Origin of the sequence: Nocardiopsis sp. Huas11, from assembly GCF_003634495.1 — a bacterium.
Taxonomy (GTDB): Bacteria; Actinomycetota; Actinomycetes; order Streptosporangiales; family Streptosporangiaceae; genus Nocardiopsis.
The window spans coordinates 3,927,247-3,943,029 of sequence record NZ_RBKY01000001.1 but is presented as its reverse complement, the minus strand read 5'-3'; the positions used below and the strand labels follow the sequence as shown (position 1 = coordinate 3,943,029).

The 15,783-nt window shown below is 72.2% G+C and carries 15 protein-coding genes; 12 read left to right on the top strand and 3 right to left on the bottom strand.

Going from position 1 to position 15,783, the window contains the following annotated elements; genetic code table 11:
* The first annotated feature begins 349 nt into the window (after window positions 1–349).
* The 9 genes from DFP74_RS17985 (at window position 350) to DFP74_RS17945 (ending at window position 10,511) form a co-directional block, all read left to right on the top strand.
* The gene (locus tag DFP74_RS17985) at window positions 350–2,047 is read left to right on the top strand and encodes a nitrite/sulfite reductase (RefSeq protein WP_121183003.1); all 1,698 of its coding nucleotides are present in this window, start codon (window positions 350–352) and stop codon (window positions 2,045–2,047) included.
* A gap of 63 nt (window positions 2,048–2,110) precedes the next feature.
* Entirely contained in the window at window positions 2,111–2,308 is a 198-nt protein-coding gene (locus tag DFP74_RS17980; RefSeq protein ID WP_121183001.1) for a hypothetical protein, read from the top strand.
* Window positions 2,305–3,006, top strand: a complete 702-nt coding sequence (locus DFP74_RS17975) for a phosphoadenylyl-sulfate reductase (protein WP_121182999.1) — start codon at window positions 2,305–2,307, stop codon at window positions 3,004–3,006. Before DFP74_RS17980 ends, DFP74_RS17975 begins: the two co-directional genes overlap by 4 nt.
* A gap of 50 nt (window positions 3,007–3,056) precedes the next feature.
* The gene (locus tag DFP74_RS17970; protein WP_121182997.1) at window positions 3,057–3,791 is read left to right on the top strand and encodes a sirohydrochlorin chelatase; all 735 of its coding nucleotides are present in this window, start codon (window positions 3,057–3,059) and stop codon (window positions 3,789–3,791) included.
* The gene (locus DFP74_RS17965) at window positions 3,788–4,444 is read left to right on the top strand and encodes a pyridoxal 5'-phosphate synthase (RefSeq protein ID WP_121182995.1); all 657 of its coding nucleotides are present in this window, start codon (window positions 3,788–3,790) and stop codon (window positions 4,442–4,444) included. Before DFP74_RS17970 ends, DFP74_RS17965 begins: the two co-directional genes overlap by 4 nt.
* A 101-nt stretch (window positions 4,445–4,545) precedes the next feature.
* On the top strand, window positions 4,546–6,177 hold the full coding sequence (locus DFP74_RS17960; RefSeq protein ID WP_121182993.1) for an acyl-CoA dehydrogenase family protein: 1,632 nt from the start codon (window positions 4,546–4,548) through the stop codon (window positions 6,175–6,177).
* 363 nt (window positions 6,178–6,540) lie between these two features.
* The gene (glgX, locus tag DFP74_RS17955) at window positions 6,541–8,703 is read left to right on the top strand and encodes a glycogen debranching protein GlgX (protein ID WP_121182991.1); all 2,163 of its coding nucleotides are present in this window, start codon (window positions 6,541–6,543) and stop codon (window positions 8,701–8,703) included.
* A 60-nt stretch (window positions 8,704–8,763) separates the two neighbouring features.
* Entirely contained in the window at window positions 8,764–9,555 is a 792-nt protein-coding gene (locus tag DFP74_RS17950; protein ID WP_370013397.1) for a dihydrofolate reductase family protein, read from the top strand.
* Between the two features lie 167 nt (window positions 9,556–9,722).
* Entirely contained in the window at window positions 9,723–10,511 is a 789-nt protein-coding gene (locus DFP74_RS17945) for a GntR family transcriptional regulator (RefSeq protein WP_121182989.1), read from the top strand.
* Between the two features lie 74 nt (window positions 10,512–10,585).
* On the opposite strand, the gene DFP74_RS17940 is transcribed toward DFP74_RS17945, so the two are convergent.
* Complete coding sequence (locus DFP74_RS17940) at window positions 10,586–11,053, bottom strand: hypothetical protein (RefSeq protein WP_121182987.1); 468 nt, start codon at window positions 11,051–11,053, stop codon at window positions 10,586–10,588.
* A gap of 199 nt (window positions 11,054–11,252) precedes the next feature.
* Between DFP74_RS17940 and msrB the strand changes: the two genes are divergently transcribed.
* The 3 genes from msrB to DFP74_RS17925 all read left to right on the top strand — a co-directional run bounded on the left by msrB (window position 11,253) and on the right by DFP74_RS17925 (window position 13,427).
* Window positions 11,253–11,696 (top strand): peptide-methionine (R)-S-oxide reductase MsrB, encoded by a 444-nt coding sequence (msrB, locus tag DFP74_RS17935; protein ID WP_121182985.1) that lies wholly within the window; start codon window positions 11,253–11,255, stop codon window positions 11,694–11,696.
* A gap of 275 nt (window positions 11,697–11,971) precedes the next feature.
* Complete coding sequence (locus DFP74_RS17930) at window positions 11,972–12,640, top strand: phosphatidylserine decarboxylase (RefSeq protein WP_121182983.1); 669 nt, start codon at window positions 11,972–11,974, stop codon at window positions 12,638–12,640.
* Window positions 12,627–13,427 (top strand): phosphatidylcholine/phosphatidylserine synthase, encoded by an 801-nt coding sequence (locus DFP74_RS17925; RefSeq protein WP_121182981.1) that lies wholly within the window; start codon window positions 12,627–12,629, stop codon window positions 13,425–13,427. The genes DFP74_RS17930 and DFP74_RS17925 overlap by 14 nt, the downstream gene beginning before the upstream one ends.
* A gap of 78 nt (window positions 13,428–13,505) precedes the next feature.
* Here DFP74_RS17925 and hemQ read toward each other — a convergent pair whose 3' ends face one another.
* Window positions 13,506–14,216, bottom strand: a complete 711-nt coding sequence (gene hemQ / locus DFP74_RS17920) for a hydrogen peroxide-dependent heme synthase (protein ID WP_121182979.1) — start codon at window positions 14,214–14,216, stop codon at window positions 13,506–13,508.
* Window positions 14,213–15,679: a protoporphyrinogen oxidase gene (gene hemG, locus DFP74_RS17915; protein WP_121182977.1), complete on the bottom strand. Its 1,467-nt coding sequence runs from the start codon at window positions 15,677–15,679 to the stop codon at window positions 14,213–14,215. The genes hemQ and hemG overlap by 4 nt, the downstream gene beginning before the upstream one ends.
* Between the last annotated feature and the right edge of the window lie 104 nt (window positions 15,680–15,783).

Genomic DNA, 15,783 nt, shown 5'->3' with positions numbered 1-15,783 from the left:
CCTTCGGGTGACCTGGCTCACCCCGCCGGTTCGCGTCTGGACAAAGCCCGGACCAGCGTGACATTCTCATTGCATGATCGCTGCTCTGGACCCCATGCTCTGCGTGCGCCGCCACGTGGACTTCCTGCGGGTCCGTAGTGCCATCTGTTGCAGCGTCGGTTAATCTCGCCGCCTTTTTGACGCACCCTTGATTCAGGTGTGCGCGCGGCCCCGGCGCTCTCCCCTGCTTCGATTCCCACACACGTGGACTCACTCCTGTTCGCCCGGCACGATGACGTGCGGCGCTGGGAGCCAACGGTGCGGGCGCCGGGACCGTGTGCACCCCGCGACCCCATCGGAGACACCCGCGATGCCTCCCTCTTCCGCGCAGCCCGGCAAGTCCGCGACGGCCGCCAAGCCGCGCCGCCGCCGTGGCGAGGGCCAGTGGGCCCTCGGCTACCGCGAGCCGCTGAACAAAAACGAGGAGAACAAGAAGAACGACGACGGGCTCAACGTCCGCGATCGGATCGTCAACATCTACTCCAAGGCGGGCTTCGACTCCATCGACCCCGCCGACCTTCGCGGGCGCTTCCGCTGGTTCGGCCTCTACACCCAGCGCGCCCCGGGCATCGACGGCGGCAAGACGGCCGTGCTGGAGCCCGAGGAGCTCGACGACCGCTACTTCATGCTGCGCGTGCGCATCGACGGCGGACAGCTGTCGGCCGCGCAGCTGCGCGCGGTCGCGGAGATCTCCCGCTCCTATGGCCGCGACACCGCCGACATCACCGACCGCCAGAACGTGCAGTACCACTGGATCCGGGTCGAGGACGTGCCCGCGATCTGGGACAAGCTGGAGTCGGTGGGCCTGTCGACCATGGAGGCCTGCGGCGACACCCCGCGCGTCATCCTGGGCTGTCCGCTGGCCGGTGTCGCCGAGGACGAGGTCCTGGACGCCAGCCCGGAGATCTTCCAGGTCAACGAGGACCACATCGGCAGCCCGCTGTTCTCGAACCTGCCGCGCAAGTTCAAGACCTCGATCTCGGGCTGCTCGTCGTACTGCACCAACCACGAGATCAACGACGTCGCCTTCGTCGGCGTGCGCAACGAGGCGGGCGAGGCCGGCTACGACCTGTTCGTGGGCGGCGGCCTGTCCACCAACCCGATGTTCGCCCAGCGCCTGGGCACGTTCGTGCGCCCGGACCAGGTGAGCGAGGTGTGGGCGGGCGTCTGCTCGGTCTTCCGCGACTACGGCTTCCGCCGCCTGCGCACGCGCGCGCGGATCAAGTTCCTCATCAAGGAGTGGGGCGCGGAGCAGTTCCGCCAGGTGCTCCAGGACGAGTACCTGGGCTACGAGCTGCCGGACGGCCCCGCGCCCGAGCTGGACCCGGGCCTGGAGCGCGACCACGTCGGCGTGCACCGCCAGCGCGACGGGAAGTTCTACGTCGGCTTCACGCCCAAGGTGGGCCGGGTCTCGGGCACCACGCTGCTGCGCGTCGCCGACATCGCCGAGGAGCACGGTTCGGACCGCATCCGTACCACCGCCGACCAGAAGCTCGTCATCCTCGACATCACCGAGGACCGGGTCGCCTCGATCACCGCGGCGCTGGAGGCGGAGGACCTGCAGGTCAACCCCAGCACCTTCCGCCGCCAGACGATGGCGTGCACCGGGATCGAGTTCTGCAAGCTGGCGATCGTGGAGACCAAGGGCCGCGCCGCCACGCTCATCGACGAGCTGGAGAAGCGGCTCCCCGACTTCGACGAGCCGCTGACCATCAACGTCAACGGCTGCCCGAACTCCTGCGCCCGCATCCAGGTCGCCGACATCGGCCTCAAGGGCCAGCTGATGCTGAACGACCGGGGCGAGCAGGTCGAGGGCTACCAGATCCACCTCGGCGGCGGCATGGGCCTGACCGCGGCGTTCGGCAAGAAGATCCGCGGGCTCAAGGCCACCGCGGACGACCTGCCGGACTACGTCGAGCGCGTCCTGCGGCGGTACCAGGCACAGAAGCAGGACGGCGAGGCGTTCGCGACCTGGGTCGGCCGCGCCGACGACGCCGACCTGACCTGACCTGACCCGGGTGGGGCGGGCCCGCCGGCCCGCCCCGCCCTCCGACGAAGGAAGAGGTGCGCCATGTCCGAGAGGGCCGCGCCCTACTACTGCCCCTACTGCGGTGACGAGGACCTGGTGCCCGAGGAGGGCGCCGCCGTCAAGGGCGAGGGATACCCCTGGTCCTGCCTGTCCTGCGCCCGCGTGTTCCGAGTGAAATACGTCGGGTTGCGCTCCGCGTCGCTGAGCGCCCCCTCCAGACCGACGGAAGGGAATTCATGAACGCCACGATCACCCCGGTGGGCGGCCCCGAGCTCGCCGAACGCGCCGCGCGCGAGCTGGAGGAGGCCTCCGCCGCGGAGATCATCACCTGGGCCGCGCGGACCTTCGGCGACGGCCTGTGCATGACCTCCTCGATGGCCGACGCCCTCATGGTCGACCTGGCGTCCAGGTCGGTGCCCGGGATCGACGTGATCTTCCTGGACACCGGTTACCACTTCCCCGAGACCATCGGCACCCGTGACGCCGTGGCCTCGGTCTACGACATCAACCTCATCAACGTCGAGCCCACCCGGACCGTGGCCGAACAGGACCTGGTCCTGGGTCCGCGCCTGCACGGGCGCGACCCGGCGATCTGCTGCCACCTGCGCAAGGTGGAGCCCCTGCAGCGGGCGCTGGAGCCCTACAGCGCGTGGCTGACGGGCCTGCGCCGCGAGGACTCGGTGACCCGGCGCGACACGCCGGTCGTGCAGTGGGACCGGCGCCGGCAGATGACCAAGGTCAACCCGATCGCGCGGTGGACCCAGGAGCAGGTCGACACCTACATGGCCGAGAACGGCGTCATGGTCAACCCGCTCCAGTACGACGGCTACCCCTCGATCGGCTGCGAGCCGTGCACCCGGCGCGTGGCGCCGGGCGAGGACCCGCGCAGCGGCCGCTGGGCGGGCACCGGCAAGACCGAGTGCGGCATCCACGTCTGATCCCACGGGCGGGGGCCCCGGCCCCCGCCCCCGACGCTGCGACGGAGACGATGAGTACGACCCTGCTGGCCGTGGCCCACGGCAGCGCCGACCCGCGTTCGTCGGCGGCGGTGTCCGCCCTGTTCGAGCGGGTGCGCTCCCTGCGCCCGGACCTCGACGTGCGCGTGTGCTACCTCGACCACACCGCGCCCAGCGCGGAGGAGGCGCTCGCCGACCTCGCGGCCTCCGGCGCGGGCGAGGTCGTCGTCCTGCCGACCCTGCTCACGTCGGCGTTCCACAGCAAGGTGGACCTGCCCGGGGTCCTGGCCGGCGTGCGCGAGCGCAGCCCCTGGCTGCGCGTGCGCTACGCCGACACCCTGGGCCCGCACCCGCTCCTGCTGGAGGGCGTGGAGCGCCGTCTGGCCGAGGCGGGGGCCACCGCCGACCCCGGGACCGCCCTGGTCCTGGCGTCGGCCGGGTCCAGCGACCCCGAGGCCAACGCCACCATCCGGGCGATGGCGCAGCGGCTGGCCGAACGCGGGCCCTGGCGCGAGGTGGTCGCGGCCTTCGCCTCGGCGGCCTCGCCGCGCCCCGCGGAGGCGGTCGCCGACCTGCTGACGCGGTCCCGGGTCGCGGTCGCCACCTATCTGCTGGCGCCCGGGTACTTCTCCGACCGGATCCGGGCGCAGTCCGCCGGCGCCTACGCGGTCTCCGAGGCGCTGGGCGACATCCCCGAGCTCGCCCGCGTGGTCCTGGAGCGTTACGATGCGGCGGTCTCCGAACCGGCTCTGAAGGGGGAACAGTGAGCATCAGGGACCAACTCCGCGGCCTTCCGGTGTTCGCCGGACCGTTGGCGACCTTCGATCCCTCCTCGGCCCCGGCCGACCCCGCGGACCTGTTCACCCGGTGGTTCACCGAGGCGGTCGAGGCGGGCGTGAGCGAACCGCACGCGATGACCGTCTCCACCGTCGACGACCTGGGCGCGCCGTCCTCGCGCGTGGTGATCATGAAGGACTTCACGCCCGAGGGCTGGTGGTTCGCCACCACGACGACCTCGCGCAAGGGGCGTGACCTGGAAGAGAACCCGGCCGTGGCCCTGGCCTTCTACTGGGGTCCGCAGGGGCGCCAGGTGCGCGTGCGCGGGACCGCCGAGCGGGCGAGCGCGCAGGAGTGCGCGGACGACTTCCTCGCCCGCCCCCTGGAGTCCCGGGTCGCGGGGCTGCACGGGCACCAGAGCAAGCCTCTGACCGACCTCGCCGAGATCGACCGCGCCGCCGAACGGAGCCGGGAGCGCCTGCTGGCCGACCCCGACCTCGCCCCGGACGACTGGGGCCTGTACCTGGTGACGCCGGTCGAGGTCGAGTTCTGGCAGGGGGACCCGGACCGCCGCCACACCCGCCTGTCCTACGGGCGCGCCGAGCCGGGCGCCCCCTGGCACCGCACCCTGCTGTGGCCCTGAGGCCGTCCGCCTCGGCCTGCTGACCGAACTGGATTCGGTTTGACGGCGTCCGCGCGGGTACGATGCCGTCACTCTCCATTTCGGACCCGAAGGACGCGACGATGCCCCCGACCCACGAGGTGTTCAACCAGGCCCCTCCCCTCGGCGACTACGCCGCGGCGCAGGACCCCGCGCTGTTGGAGGGCCTGCGCCGCGAGGGCGCCGAGTGGGCCGAGCCGGAGGTCCACGAGGTCGGGGACGCCGCCGGTTCCGAGCGCGTGCGCGCCTGGGGCGAGTCCGCCAACACCTACCCTCCGGTCCTGCGCACCCACGACCGCTACGGGCACCGGATCGACGAGATCGACCACCAGCCCGCCTACCACGTCCTCATGGACCAGGCCGTCGAGCACGGCCTGCACGCCGCGCCCTGGGCCGACGAGCGCCCGGGCGCGCACGTGGCCCGCGCCGCCAAGTTCTTCCTCTGGAGCCAGGCCGAGAGCGGACACGGGTGCCCGCTCTCGATGACCTACGCCGTCGTGCCCGCGCTGCGCCACGCGCCGGCGCTCGCCGCGCAGTACGAACCGCTGCTGACCTCCCGCACCTACGACTTCGGCCTGCGCGCTCCACTGGGCAAGCGCGGGGTGATCGCGGGCATGTCCATGACGGAGAAGCAGGGCGGCTCGGACGTGCGTGCCAACACCACGCGCGCGGTCCCCACCTCCGAGGGCCACTACCTCCTCACCGGGCACAAGTGGTTCACCTCCGCACCGATGAGCGACTTCTTCCTCACCCTGGCCCAGGCGCCCGAGGGCCTGAGCTGCTTCCTGGTCCCCCGGGTCCTGCCCGACGGCTCCCGCAACGCCCTCTTCGTCCAACGGCTCAAGGACAAGCTCGGCAACCACTCCAACGCCTCCGCCGAGCTGGAGTACGACGGCGCGGTCGCCCACCTGGTCGGCGAACCGGGCCGCGGCGTCCCCACCATCATCGAGATGGTCAACTGCACCCGCCTGGACTGCGTCATCGGCTCCGCCTCCGGCATGCGCGCCGCGCTGACCCACGCGCTGCACCACGCCGAGCACCGCGCCGCGTTCGGGCACACGCTCATCGACCAGCCCCTGATGCGCAACGTCCTGGCCGACCTCGCCCTGGAGTCGGAGGCCGCCACCACCCTCATGACCCGCCTGGCGGGGGCCATGGACCGCTCGGTGCGCGGCGACGAGGCCGAGACCGCGTTCCGCCGCCTGGGCGTCGCGGTCGGCAAGTTCTGGGTGACCAAGCGCCAGCCCGCCCACGCCGCCGAGGCCCTGGAGTGCCTGGGCGGGAACGGGTACGTCGAGGAGTCCGGCATGCCGCGGCTCTTGCGCGACTCCCCGCTGAACTCCATCTGGGAGGGCTCGGGCAACGTGGCCGCGCTGGACGTGCTGCGCGCGATGGCCCGCAGTCCGGAGTCGCTGGAGGCCTTCCTCGGCGAGGTGGGCACCGCCTCCGGCGTCGACGACCACTTCGACGCCGCCCTCAAGCGCCTGCGGCAGATGCTGGCCGACCCCGACGAGGCCCAGTACCGGGCGCGCTCGGTCGTGGAGCTGATGGCCCTCACCCTCCAGGCGTCGCTGCTGCTGCGGCACGCGCCGACCCCGGTGGCCGAGGCGTTCACCCGCTCGCGGCTGGGGGGCGAAGGGGGACGGGTCTTCGGCACGCTGCCGCGCGGGATCGACACCGCCCTGATCCTGGACCGCGCACGCCCCCGCCGCTGAGCGGAGCCGTCGGGGGACCGGAACACGCGGGTCCCGGACCGGCCGGGCCCGCACCGGTCGGGCCCCGGCCGACCGCGACCGGCCGCGACCACGAAGACAATTCCTGGTTTCCGCCGATCCCGAATACTCCGACAAACCCAGATAATTCCTGTGACATACCACCCGTTTCGCCACTCCTGCGATGATCATCGGCCCAGGTCGGCATACTTCGGGGACGGGAGCGGAAGTAAGTAGTCGTCACCAACACGACCGCTCGCTTTCGGACGGGTCGCGAGTCGGTGCGCCCCACCCGGAAACGGGAGCCCCGGGGCGCACCGGACCGCGGGCCCCGGGAGCCCCGACACCAAGAGACTGACGACGCCTATGGTGGAAGTCTGGCCAGGTAGCTCCTATCCGCTCGGTGCGACCTACGACGGTTCCGGCACCAATTTCTCCCTCTTCTCCGAAGCGGCCGAACAGGTCGAACTGTGCCTGTTCGACGACGACGGCGAGGAGACCCGCATACCACTGACCGAATACGACGGATTCGTCTGGCACGGATACCTCCCCGGGATCGGCCCGGGGCAGCAGTACGGATACAGAGTCCACGGCCCCTACGCGCCGGAACAGGGGCTGCGGTGCAATCCGCACAAACTTCTCACCGACCCGTACGCCAAGGCCCTCAACGGCGACCTCACCTGGCACGAGTCGCTGTTCAGTTATCACTTCGCCCATCCCGACCGCAAGAACACCGCGGACAGTGCGCCCTATGTGCCCAAGTGCGTGGTGGTCAGCCCGTTCTTCGACTGGGGCAACGAGTCACGCCCGCGCACGCCCTACCACGAGACCGTCATCTACGAGGCGCACCTGCGCGGTCTGACCATGCGCCACCCCGGCATCCCCGAGCACCAGCGGGGCACCTACTCCGGGCTGGCGCACCCGGTGATGATCGACTACCTCACCTCGCTCGGGGTGACGGCGGTCGAACTCATGCCCGTGCACCACTTCGTGCCCGAGCACGCCATGGTGGCGCGCGGACTCACCAACTACTGGGGGTACAACACCCTGGCCTTCCTCGCCCCGCACAGCGGGTACGCGGCGCGGGGCTCGCGCGGCCAGCAGGTCCAGGAGTTCAAGGCGATGGTGAAGTCGCTGCACGAGGCGGGCATCGAGGTGCTCCTGGACGTGGTGTACAACCACACCGCCGAAGGCGACCACATGGGCCCCACGCTCTCGCTGCGGGGCATCGACAACATCGGCTACTACCGGGTCAGCGACGAGGACCAGCGCTACTACCTCGACTACACCGGCTGCGGCAACAGCCTCAACGTCCGCTACCCGCACTCGCTCCAGCTCATCATGGACTCGCTGCGCTACTGGGTCCTGGAGATGCACGTGGACGGGTTCCGCTTCGACCTGGCCTCGGCGCTGGCACGGGAGTTCCACGACGTGGACCGGTTGAGCACCTTCTTCGACATCGTCCAGCAGGATCCGGTGATCTCCCAGGTCAAGCTGATCGCCGAACCCTGGGACGTGGGACCGGGGGGCTACCAGGTCGGCAACTTCCCGCCGTTGTGGACGGAGTGGAACGGCAAGTACCGCGACACCGTACGGGACTTCTGGCGGGGCGAACCCGTCCTGGGCGAGCTCGCCTCGCGCCTGGCCGGGTCCAGCGACCTCTACCAGAACGACGGCCGGCGCCCGGTGGCCTCGATCAACTTCATCACCTGCCACGACGGTTTCACTCTCGCCGACCTGGTCTCCTACGACCACAAGCACAACGAGGCCAACGGTGAGGACAACCGGGACGGAACCGACGACAACCGGTCCTGGAACCACGGGGTGGAGGGGCCGACCCAGGACCCGGAGATCATCACCCTCCGGCGCCGCCAGATGCGCAACTTCCTCACCACCCTGTACCTGTCCCAGGGGGTGGTGATGCTCTCGCACGGCGACGAGGTGGCGCGCAGCCAGGGCGGCAACAACAACGCCTACTGCCAGGACAACGAGATCTCCTGGATCGACTGGAAGGGCGCCGGGCTGGACGGGGAGGAGCCCGACAACGACCTGTTGGACTACGTGCGCACGCTCGCGCGGCTGCGCAGGGAGCATCCGGTCTTCCGGCGCAGACGGTTCTTCCACGGCAGTCCGGTGGAGGGGTCGCGGTCGGGCCGGGACGGCCTGCCCGACATCGCGTGGCTGCGCCCGGACGGCAAGCCCATGTCCGGCGCCGACTGGAACGCGAACGGACGGGCACTGGGGGTGTTCCTCAACGGGGAGGCCATCACCGAGCCCGACCCGCGCGGTCGCGGGATCCGCGACGCCTCCTTCCTGCTGCTGCTCAACAGCGGCGCGCAGGCGGTCGACTTCACGGTGCCGGGCAAGGAGTACGGGATGGCGTGGGAGACCGTCCTGGACACGGCCGAACCGGACGTGAGCGGTCGGCCGTCCGTGCCCGCCGCCGGGCCGGTGCGGGTGATCGACCGTGCCCTGGTGCTCCTGCGCAGGGTCTCGCACCGGACCGGTCAGGCCGCCCGCCGTTTCTGAGGGGCCCGGGCGGCGCGTCTCGCGCCGCCCGGCTCCCAGGAGCGGTACGCCCTACCCTTGATGACCATGTCGTCGAACGAACCCGCCCACGCGCCCTTGCGCGAACTGCTGCCCGCCCCCGGCGCCACGGACGTGGACCTGGCCTCCGTCTACGCCTACCCCGTCGGCCTGGACCGGCCCTGGGTGCGAGCCAACATGGTCGCCAGTGCCGACGGCGGCGCCGTCGGCCCCTCCGGACGCAGCCGCGACCTGTCCTCGGTTCCCGACCGCCGGATCATGGGCGTGCTGCGCGGGCTGAGCGACGTCGTCCTGGTCGGCGCGGCGACGGCGCGCGCCGAGGGGTACGGTCCGGTCCGGTCCCGCCGGGCGTGGGCGCACCTGCGCGAGGGCCGTCCGGACACGCCCCGCGTGGCGGTGGTCTCGCGTTCGCTCGACCTGCCCGAGGCCCTGCTGACCGAGGCTCCGCAGGACGCGCGCACTCTGGTCTTCACCACCTCCCACGCCCCTCCGGAGCGGATCGCCCGGGTGCGCGAGCACGCCGAGGTGGTCGTCGTCGAGGGGCGGTCCGTGGGTCCGGAGCACGTGGTGAACGGCCTGGCCGAACGCGGGCTGTACCGGGTGCTCACCGAGGGCGGCCCGCACCTGTTGGCGGAGTACGTGGCCGCCGGGCTCCTGGACGAGCTGTGCCTGACCGTGAGCCCGCACCTGCTGGGCTCGGGCGCGCCCCGCATCGTCGCCGGGGGTTCCGGCGCACCGGGGGCGCCGGAGCACGCCTCCGTCCAGAACACGCCCGTGCGCCTGGCACGCCTGCTGGAAGCCGACGGCCACCTGTTCGCGCGTTATCTCCGGTAGAGGCGCTCCCGGGGGACCCGCGGGCCACACGTCGATTTCGGCCACCCCCCAACCACGCATGAACCTCCCCGGAATCGGACATACCCGATGTGTGCCTCTGGTGGGCGATTCCGCCCCGGGCACACCGCATCGACGGGGCTTACCGGCTTGGCCCCCCGGCCGAGAGGATGAACGTAGTGCCGACGTCCGACCACGGGTCCCCTCCGGTCTACCGAGAGATCGCCGAGGAACTACGCGGACAGATCCGCTCCGGACGGTACGCCGACGGCGACCGCCTCCCCGGTGAGAACTCCCTGATGGAGCGCCATGGTGTCGCGCGAGCGACGGCACGGCAGGCGCTCTCCGTCCTGATCAACGAGGGCCTGGCCGTGGCCGTGCGCGGCTCCGGCATCTACGTCCGCCTGTTCCGACCGGTACGAAGACACGGGGCCCGCCGCCTGTCCAAGGAACTGTGGGGCAACGGACGGGCGATCTGGCAGACCGACGGCGAGGACCGCGGCTACGAGGTGGACCGCCTGCGGGTGGAGGAGGCCTCCGCCGTGGACCACGTGCGGCGCGCGCTCGACCTGTCCGAGGGCGAGGCCGTGCTGCGGCGTTCACGGCGCTACCTCGTCGAGGGACGGCCGGTGCAGAGCGCCGTCTCCCACCTGCCCCTCTCCCTGCTCGGCTCGGAGCAGGACTCCCCCGCGGCCCGTCGGATCCGGGAGCACGACTCCGGGCCGGGCGGGATCTACGCGCGCCTGGCCGAGCTGGGCCGGGCGCCGGCCCGCTTCACCGAGGAGATCCGGGTGCGCATGCCGACCCCGGAGGAGAGCGAGGAGCTGAGCCTGACACCCGGGACGCCGGTCCTGGAGGTGGCGCGCACCGCCCTGACCGAGCAGAACGTGCCGGTGGAGTTCAACGAGATCACCATGGACGGCTCCGCGTACGTACTCCAGTACGACTTCGACGCCTGAGCCGACCGCACGCATCCCCGTCCGTACACACGAGGAGGGGCGCCCGTGGGCGCCCCTCTGCCGTTTCGGTCGGCTCACGCTCGGTCGACTCGACTTCCGTTTCCTGTGCCTCGGCCACCACCCCGCTTGGAGGCGAACACCAGATACCCCAGCGGCAGGATCGCCGGCCCGACGGCCAGCGCCCCCGCCGCGGCGAAGAACGGGCTCTCCGGCTCGGTCATCACCCACTGGGCCATCCCGAACCCCAGGAAGACCGCCAGCGCCACCGCGCCGACGGCGATCGCGCCCGCCAGCACCAGCAGACCGCGATCGGTCCAGGGCTCGGGCCTGGCCCGGGCGATGCCCGCCGCCGTGGCCCTGGCGCTGAGCTCCGCCGCCCAGCGCACCTCGCTCCCGACCGCGGCCACCCCGGCGGAGGCGGCGCGGGCGCGGACCCGGGCCCCTGCGGTGGCCTGGTCCAGCCACCACAGTCCGTATCTGATTCTTCCTACACGCAGTGGTCGGCGAGTCACTCTGAGTGCTTGTTGTGCCGCTACTGCCATGCCACCTGCCTCAGTGCACTTCGACCGCTGACCCTGTTCCGTGGCGTACCCGGCACGATCCGTCCCGAACGTTGCGCAACGTGAAGTTACTGGTATGTGGCCCCTAAGGATGATTTACCTTGCTTAATTGATATCTGCGTCCTTTGTCGTACTTGGGGCCGTGGCAGCACGCGGACACGATTCGGGGTAGCGTCTCACCATGGCTGACTCAGTGGATCCGACCCCGGACACCAGCGGCGGGGCACCGGACCTTCCCCAGACCGACCAGGAGTGGCGGGAGCGCCTCAACGCCCAGGAGTACGCCGTGCTCCGGCAGGCGGCGACGGAACCCGCCTGGACCGGCGCGTACGTGGACACCAAGGCCACCGGGGTCTACCGTTGCCGGGGATGCGGGACCGAACTGTTCCGCTCCAGCGAGAAATTCGACTCGCACTGCGGCTGGCCGAGCTTCTTCGACCCGGCCGACAGCGACGCCGTCACCCTGCACGACGACACCTCGGCGGGCATGGTGCGGACCGAGGTGCGGTGCGCCACCTGCGACTCCCACCTGGGTCACGTCTTCCGCGGCGAGGGATACGCCACTCCCACCGACGCCAGGTACTGCATCAACTCCGTCGCCCTGACGCTGGAGCCGACGGAGTAGGTTGGCGTAGCATCCAGGTTCCGGGTCACGAGCCCGTCGACCACCGCCCCCGGTGGCCGACGACGTCTCCGGCGGTCGCGCCACGGCCACGGCCGGATCAGGGATAATCGCATGACGTGTGACCGGGCGCGCCCCATCGGCCCGCGTCGCACGGCGCGGACGGACCGAGCACACGGGCGCCCGCGCACCCGCCAGACCCGGATGGCACCGGGTCGACCCCTCACAGCGGTACCCGATGTGCGGGCGACCAGACCGACCCGCGACGAAAGCGCTCGATGACCGACGACTCACCCACCACCTCCGCCTCCCCGCGACCCGCGGCCCGGCCCAGACTCGGTATGGCACAGGGATCGGCTCCCTGGCTGGCCCCGGCCCTGGCCGCCGCCGGGGCCGCCGCCTTCGCCGCGCGCGGCTCCCGGGTCCGCACGGCGGCCGCCCTCCCCGTGGTCGCCCTCGCCGCGGGCATGACCTGGTTCTTCCGCGACCCCGAGCGGGGCCCGGCGACCGGTCGGGTGCTGTCCGCGGCCGACGGCGTCGTCCAGAGCCTCGACCCCCAGCCCGACGGACGTATCCGGGTCGCGGTGTTCATGAATCCCCTCAACGTGCACGTCAACCGTGCTCCCCTCGCCGGCGTGATCACCGGCGTCGAGCACCGCCCCGGGGGTTTCCGCCCCGCATTCGACAAGGACAGCGAGCGTAATGAGCGCGTCATCTGGACCCTTGAAACCGAGATCGGTGAGGTCACGGTCGTTCAAATCGCCGGCGCGATGGTCCGGCGTATCGTCCCGTATCTCGCTGCGGGGCAGAAGGTCGAGCAAGGCGAGAGGATCGGCCTCATCCGGTTCGGGTCACGCGTCGACGTCTACCTTCCGACCGGGGTCGCCCCGGCGGTGGAGGTCGGCCAGAAGGTCCGCGCCGGAGAAACCCGTCTTGACGCCGACTGACGGCGCGGTCCTGCCCCCGCCGGCCGGTCCGGCCGCGGAGACGGCCCCACGGCTGCGCCTGGGCCTGGCCGACTACCTGACCCTCGGCAACGCCCTGTGCGGCTTCCTGGCCGTCTGGGCGCTGGCCACGGCCCAGTCCGCGCACGCGGCCTCCGGGGCCGCGGGCCCGCTGCCGCACGCGGCCATGGCCACGGTCGTGGGCCTGATGCTCGTGGCCGCCGCCCTGGACGTGCTCGACGGCCGTGTGGCGCGCAAGCTCGGCGGCAGCGGCATGGGCGCGGAGCTGGACAACCTCGCGGACGTGGTCAGCTTCGGCTTCGCCCCGGCGTTCTTCTTCGTCGTGTGGGGCATGCGCGCCGAGGGGCTGGAGCCGTTCGCCGTCGTGGCGGGCGGTGCCGTGCTCCTCGCGGTCATCGTCCGGCTGGCCCGGTTCTCCTGCCAGGCTCCGGGCGCGGACTACTTCACCGGCCTGCCGTGCCCGTTCGGCGCCATGGCCGTGGTGACGGTGGTCCTGCTCGACCCGCCGCCGCTGGCGGGCGTGGCCGCGGTCCTGCTCATCTCCTGGCTCATGGTCAGCCGGATGGAGTACCCCAAGCCGCGCGGCCGCAAGGCCTACGCCGTCCTGGGCGTCCTCGCCGTCGGCGTGGCCCTGATGGCCGCCTGGGGCCTGGGCGTTCCGGCCGGGCAGACGCTCATCTACCTCATGAGCGCCGCCGTGCTGGGCTTCATCGTGACGATCCCGTTCTACGTGCTGGCCACTCGCAGATCGGCCCGCGCGGAGCACTGAGTCCCCGCGTGAACGTGCCCCGGCCGGACGGTTCCCACCGTCCGGCCGGGGCACACGTGTGTTCGCGCCTGGTGCGGACTACGGCAGGGCGTCGACCAGCTCGGCCGCGCTCTTGCGGCGGCCGGTGTAGAAGGGCAGCTCCTCACGCGTGTGCAGGCGGGCCTTGGCGCCGCGCAGGTGGCGCATGAGGTCCACGATGCGGTGCAGCTCGTCGGCCTCGAAGGCCAGCAGCCACTCGTAGTCGTTCAGACCGAACGAGGAGACGGTGTTGGCCCGCACGTCCGGGTAGGGCGCGGCCATACGGCCGTGCTCGGCGAGCATCGCGCGGCGCTCGTCGTCGGGCAGCAGGTACCACTCGTAGGAGCGCACGAAGGGGTACACGCACAGGTGCTCACGGGGCTCCTCCCCCGCCAGGAAGGCCGGCACGTGGCCGCGGTTGAACTCGGCCGGGCGGTGCAGGCCCATGACCGACCACACCGGGGTGCTCTGCTGGCCGACGCGGGTGCGCCGGAAGGCGGAGTAGGTCTCCTGGAGCAGTTCGGAGCTGTCGGCCACCCACCAGAACATGACGTCGGCGTCGGCACGGAAGCCCTGGACGTCGTAACTGCCGCGGGTGGTGACCCCGCGGTCGGCCGCCTTGTCGAGGAGGGTCCGCAGCTCGTCGGCGGCCGCGGCCCGGTCCAGGCCCTGGAGGGAGTCGACCTTGAAGACCGACCACATGGTGTAGCGGATGAGGGAGTTGAGGTCGGTGCCGTCCTGGTCGACGGCGGTGTTGTGCTGGCCCGTCACGGGTTGACTCCTTGTTGGTTCGGTCCGTCGGCGTCGCCGCCGCGGTGGGTGTGACTGTTCGTCTGGAGGGTGCCCGCCAGGCGCGCGGCCTCGCGGCCGGCGTCGGCGATGCACGCGGGGATGCCCACGCCGCCGTAGACGGCGCCGCACACTCCCAGGCCCCGCTGCCCGTGGACGGCCGAGCGCACGCGCTCGACCCGGTCGGCGTGCCCGACCGCGTACTGGGGCAGGCCGTGGTTCCAGCGGGTGAGGCGGGTCTGCACCGGTGGCGCGGCCCGTCCGGTGACCGTGGTCAGGTCCGCGAGCGCGGCCGCGGTCAGCTCCTCGTCCGAGCGCTCCAGCGCCCCGTCGCCCGCCCGGCCGATCGAGCACCGCACCACCACGAGGTCGTCGCCGGGGTTGGCGGCGGCGATCTCCTCGGCCAGCCAGGGCCACTTGTTGGTGGCGTAGGTCGCGGCCTTGATGGTGAGCCCCTCCCCCGCCGGAACGAGGAAGCCGGTGCCGGTGAGCGGCTCGGGGAAGGCCGAGGCGGGGAAGGCGAAGGTGAGCAGCGCCATGCTCGCGTAGTCCACGCCCCGCAGCCCGGCGGCCGCCTCGGGGGCGTGGTCGGCGAGCAGGCGCGCGGCCTCGGGGGCGGGGCACGCCAGCAGGACGCCGTCGCAGTCGAGCGCCTCGCCGTCCTCCAGGTGGACCCTCCAGCCCTGGGGGCGCCGCTCCACCGAACGCGCGCGGGCACCGGTGCGCACGTCCTCGCCCAGCCGCTCGGCCAGGCGGTCGGTGAGCGTGGCGACGCCGCCGCGCAGCGAGGCGAACACCGGCCCGGCGGCGGTGGGCGAGGCGCCCCGGCCCCGGAGGCTGGTGTGCACGGCGCGCATCAGCGAGCGGTCCCGGCGGGCCATGGGAGCGATCTGCGGCAGGGTCGATTCCAGGGAGAGCCGGTCCGCCCGCCCCGCGTAGACACCGCCGAGCAGGGGCTCGACGAGGCGGTCCACGACCTCGGCGCCCATGCGCGCGCCCACGTAGGCGGCCACGGGCACGTCGCCGCGCACCGGGGTGCGCGGCCAGACCAGGTCCAGTCCGGCGCGCAGCGTCCCGGGCCAGGACAGCACCCCGCTGCGGGCGAGCTCGCGCAGGCTGCCCGGCACGCCCATCAGCTGCCCCTTGGGGAGCGGGCGCACGCGCCCGCGGCTGTAGACGGCCGCCGCGCCCCGGCCGGGGTGCACGATCCGGTCGGACAGGCCGAGCTCGGCGAACAGCTCCAGCGCCTCGGGGCGGCGGGCCAGGACCGCCTCCGCGCCCGCGTCCACGGGCACGCCCGCCAGGGCGGAGGCGCTCAGCTTCCCTCCGGGGCTCCGGGTGCTCTCCAGGACGGTGACGGTGGTTCCGAGCCCGGTGAGGCGGTGGGCGGCGGTGAGTCCGGAGACCCCGCCGCCGACCACGACGACGTGCGGTACTTCAGGCATGACCCCAGCTTTCCAGATGCTCCGGGTCACAGCGATCCGCACTGCCGGTTGGGGCCCGCCCCGCGGCGGTCCCCGCGCGCGGGCGCCACCGGGACGTGGCCCAG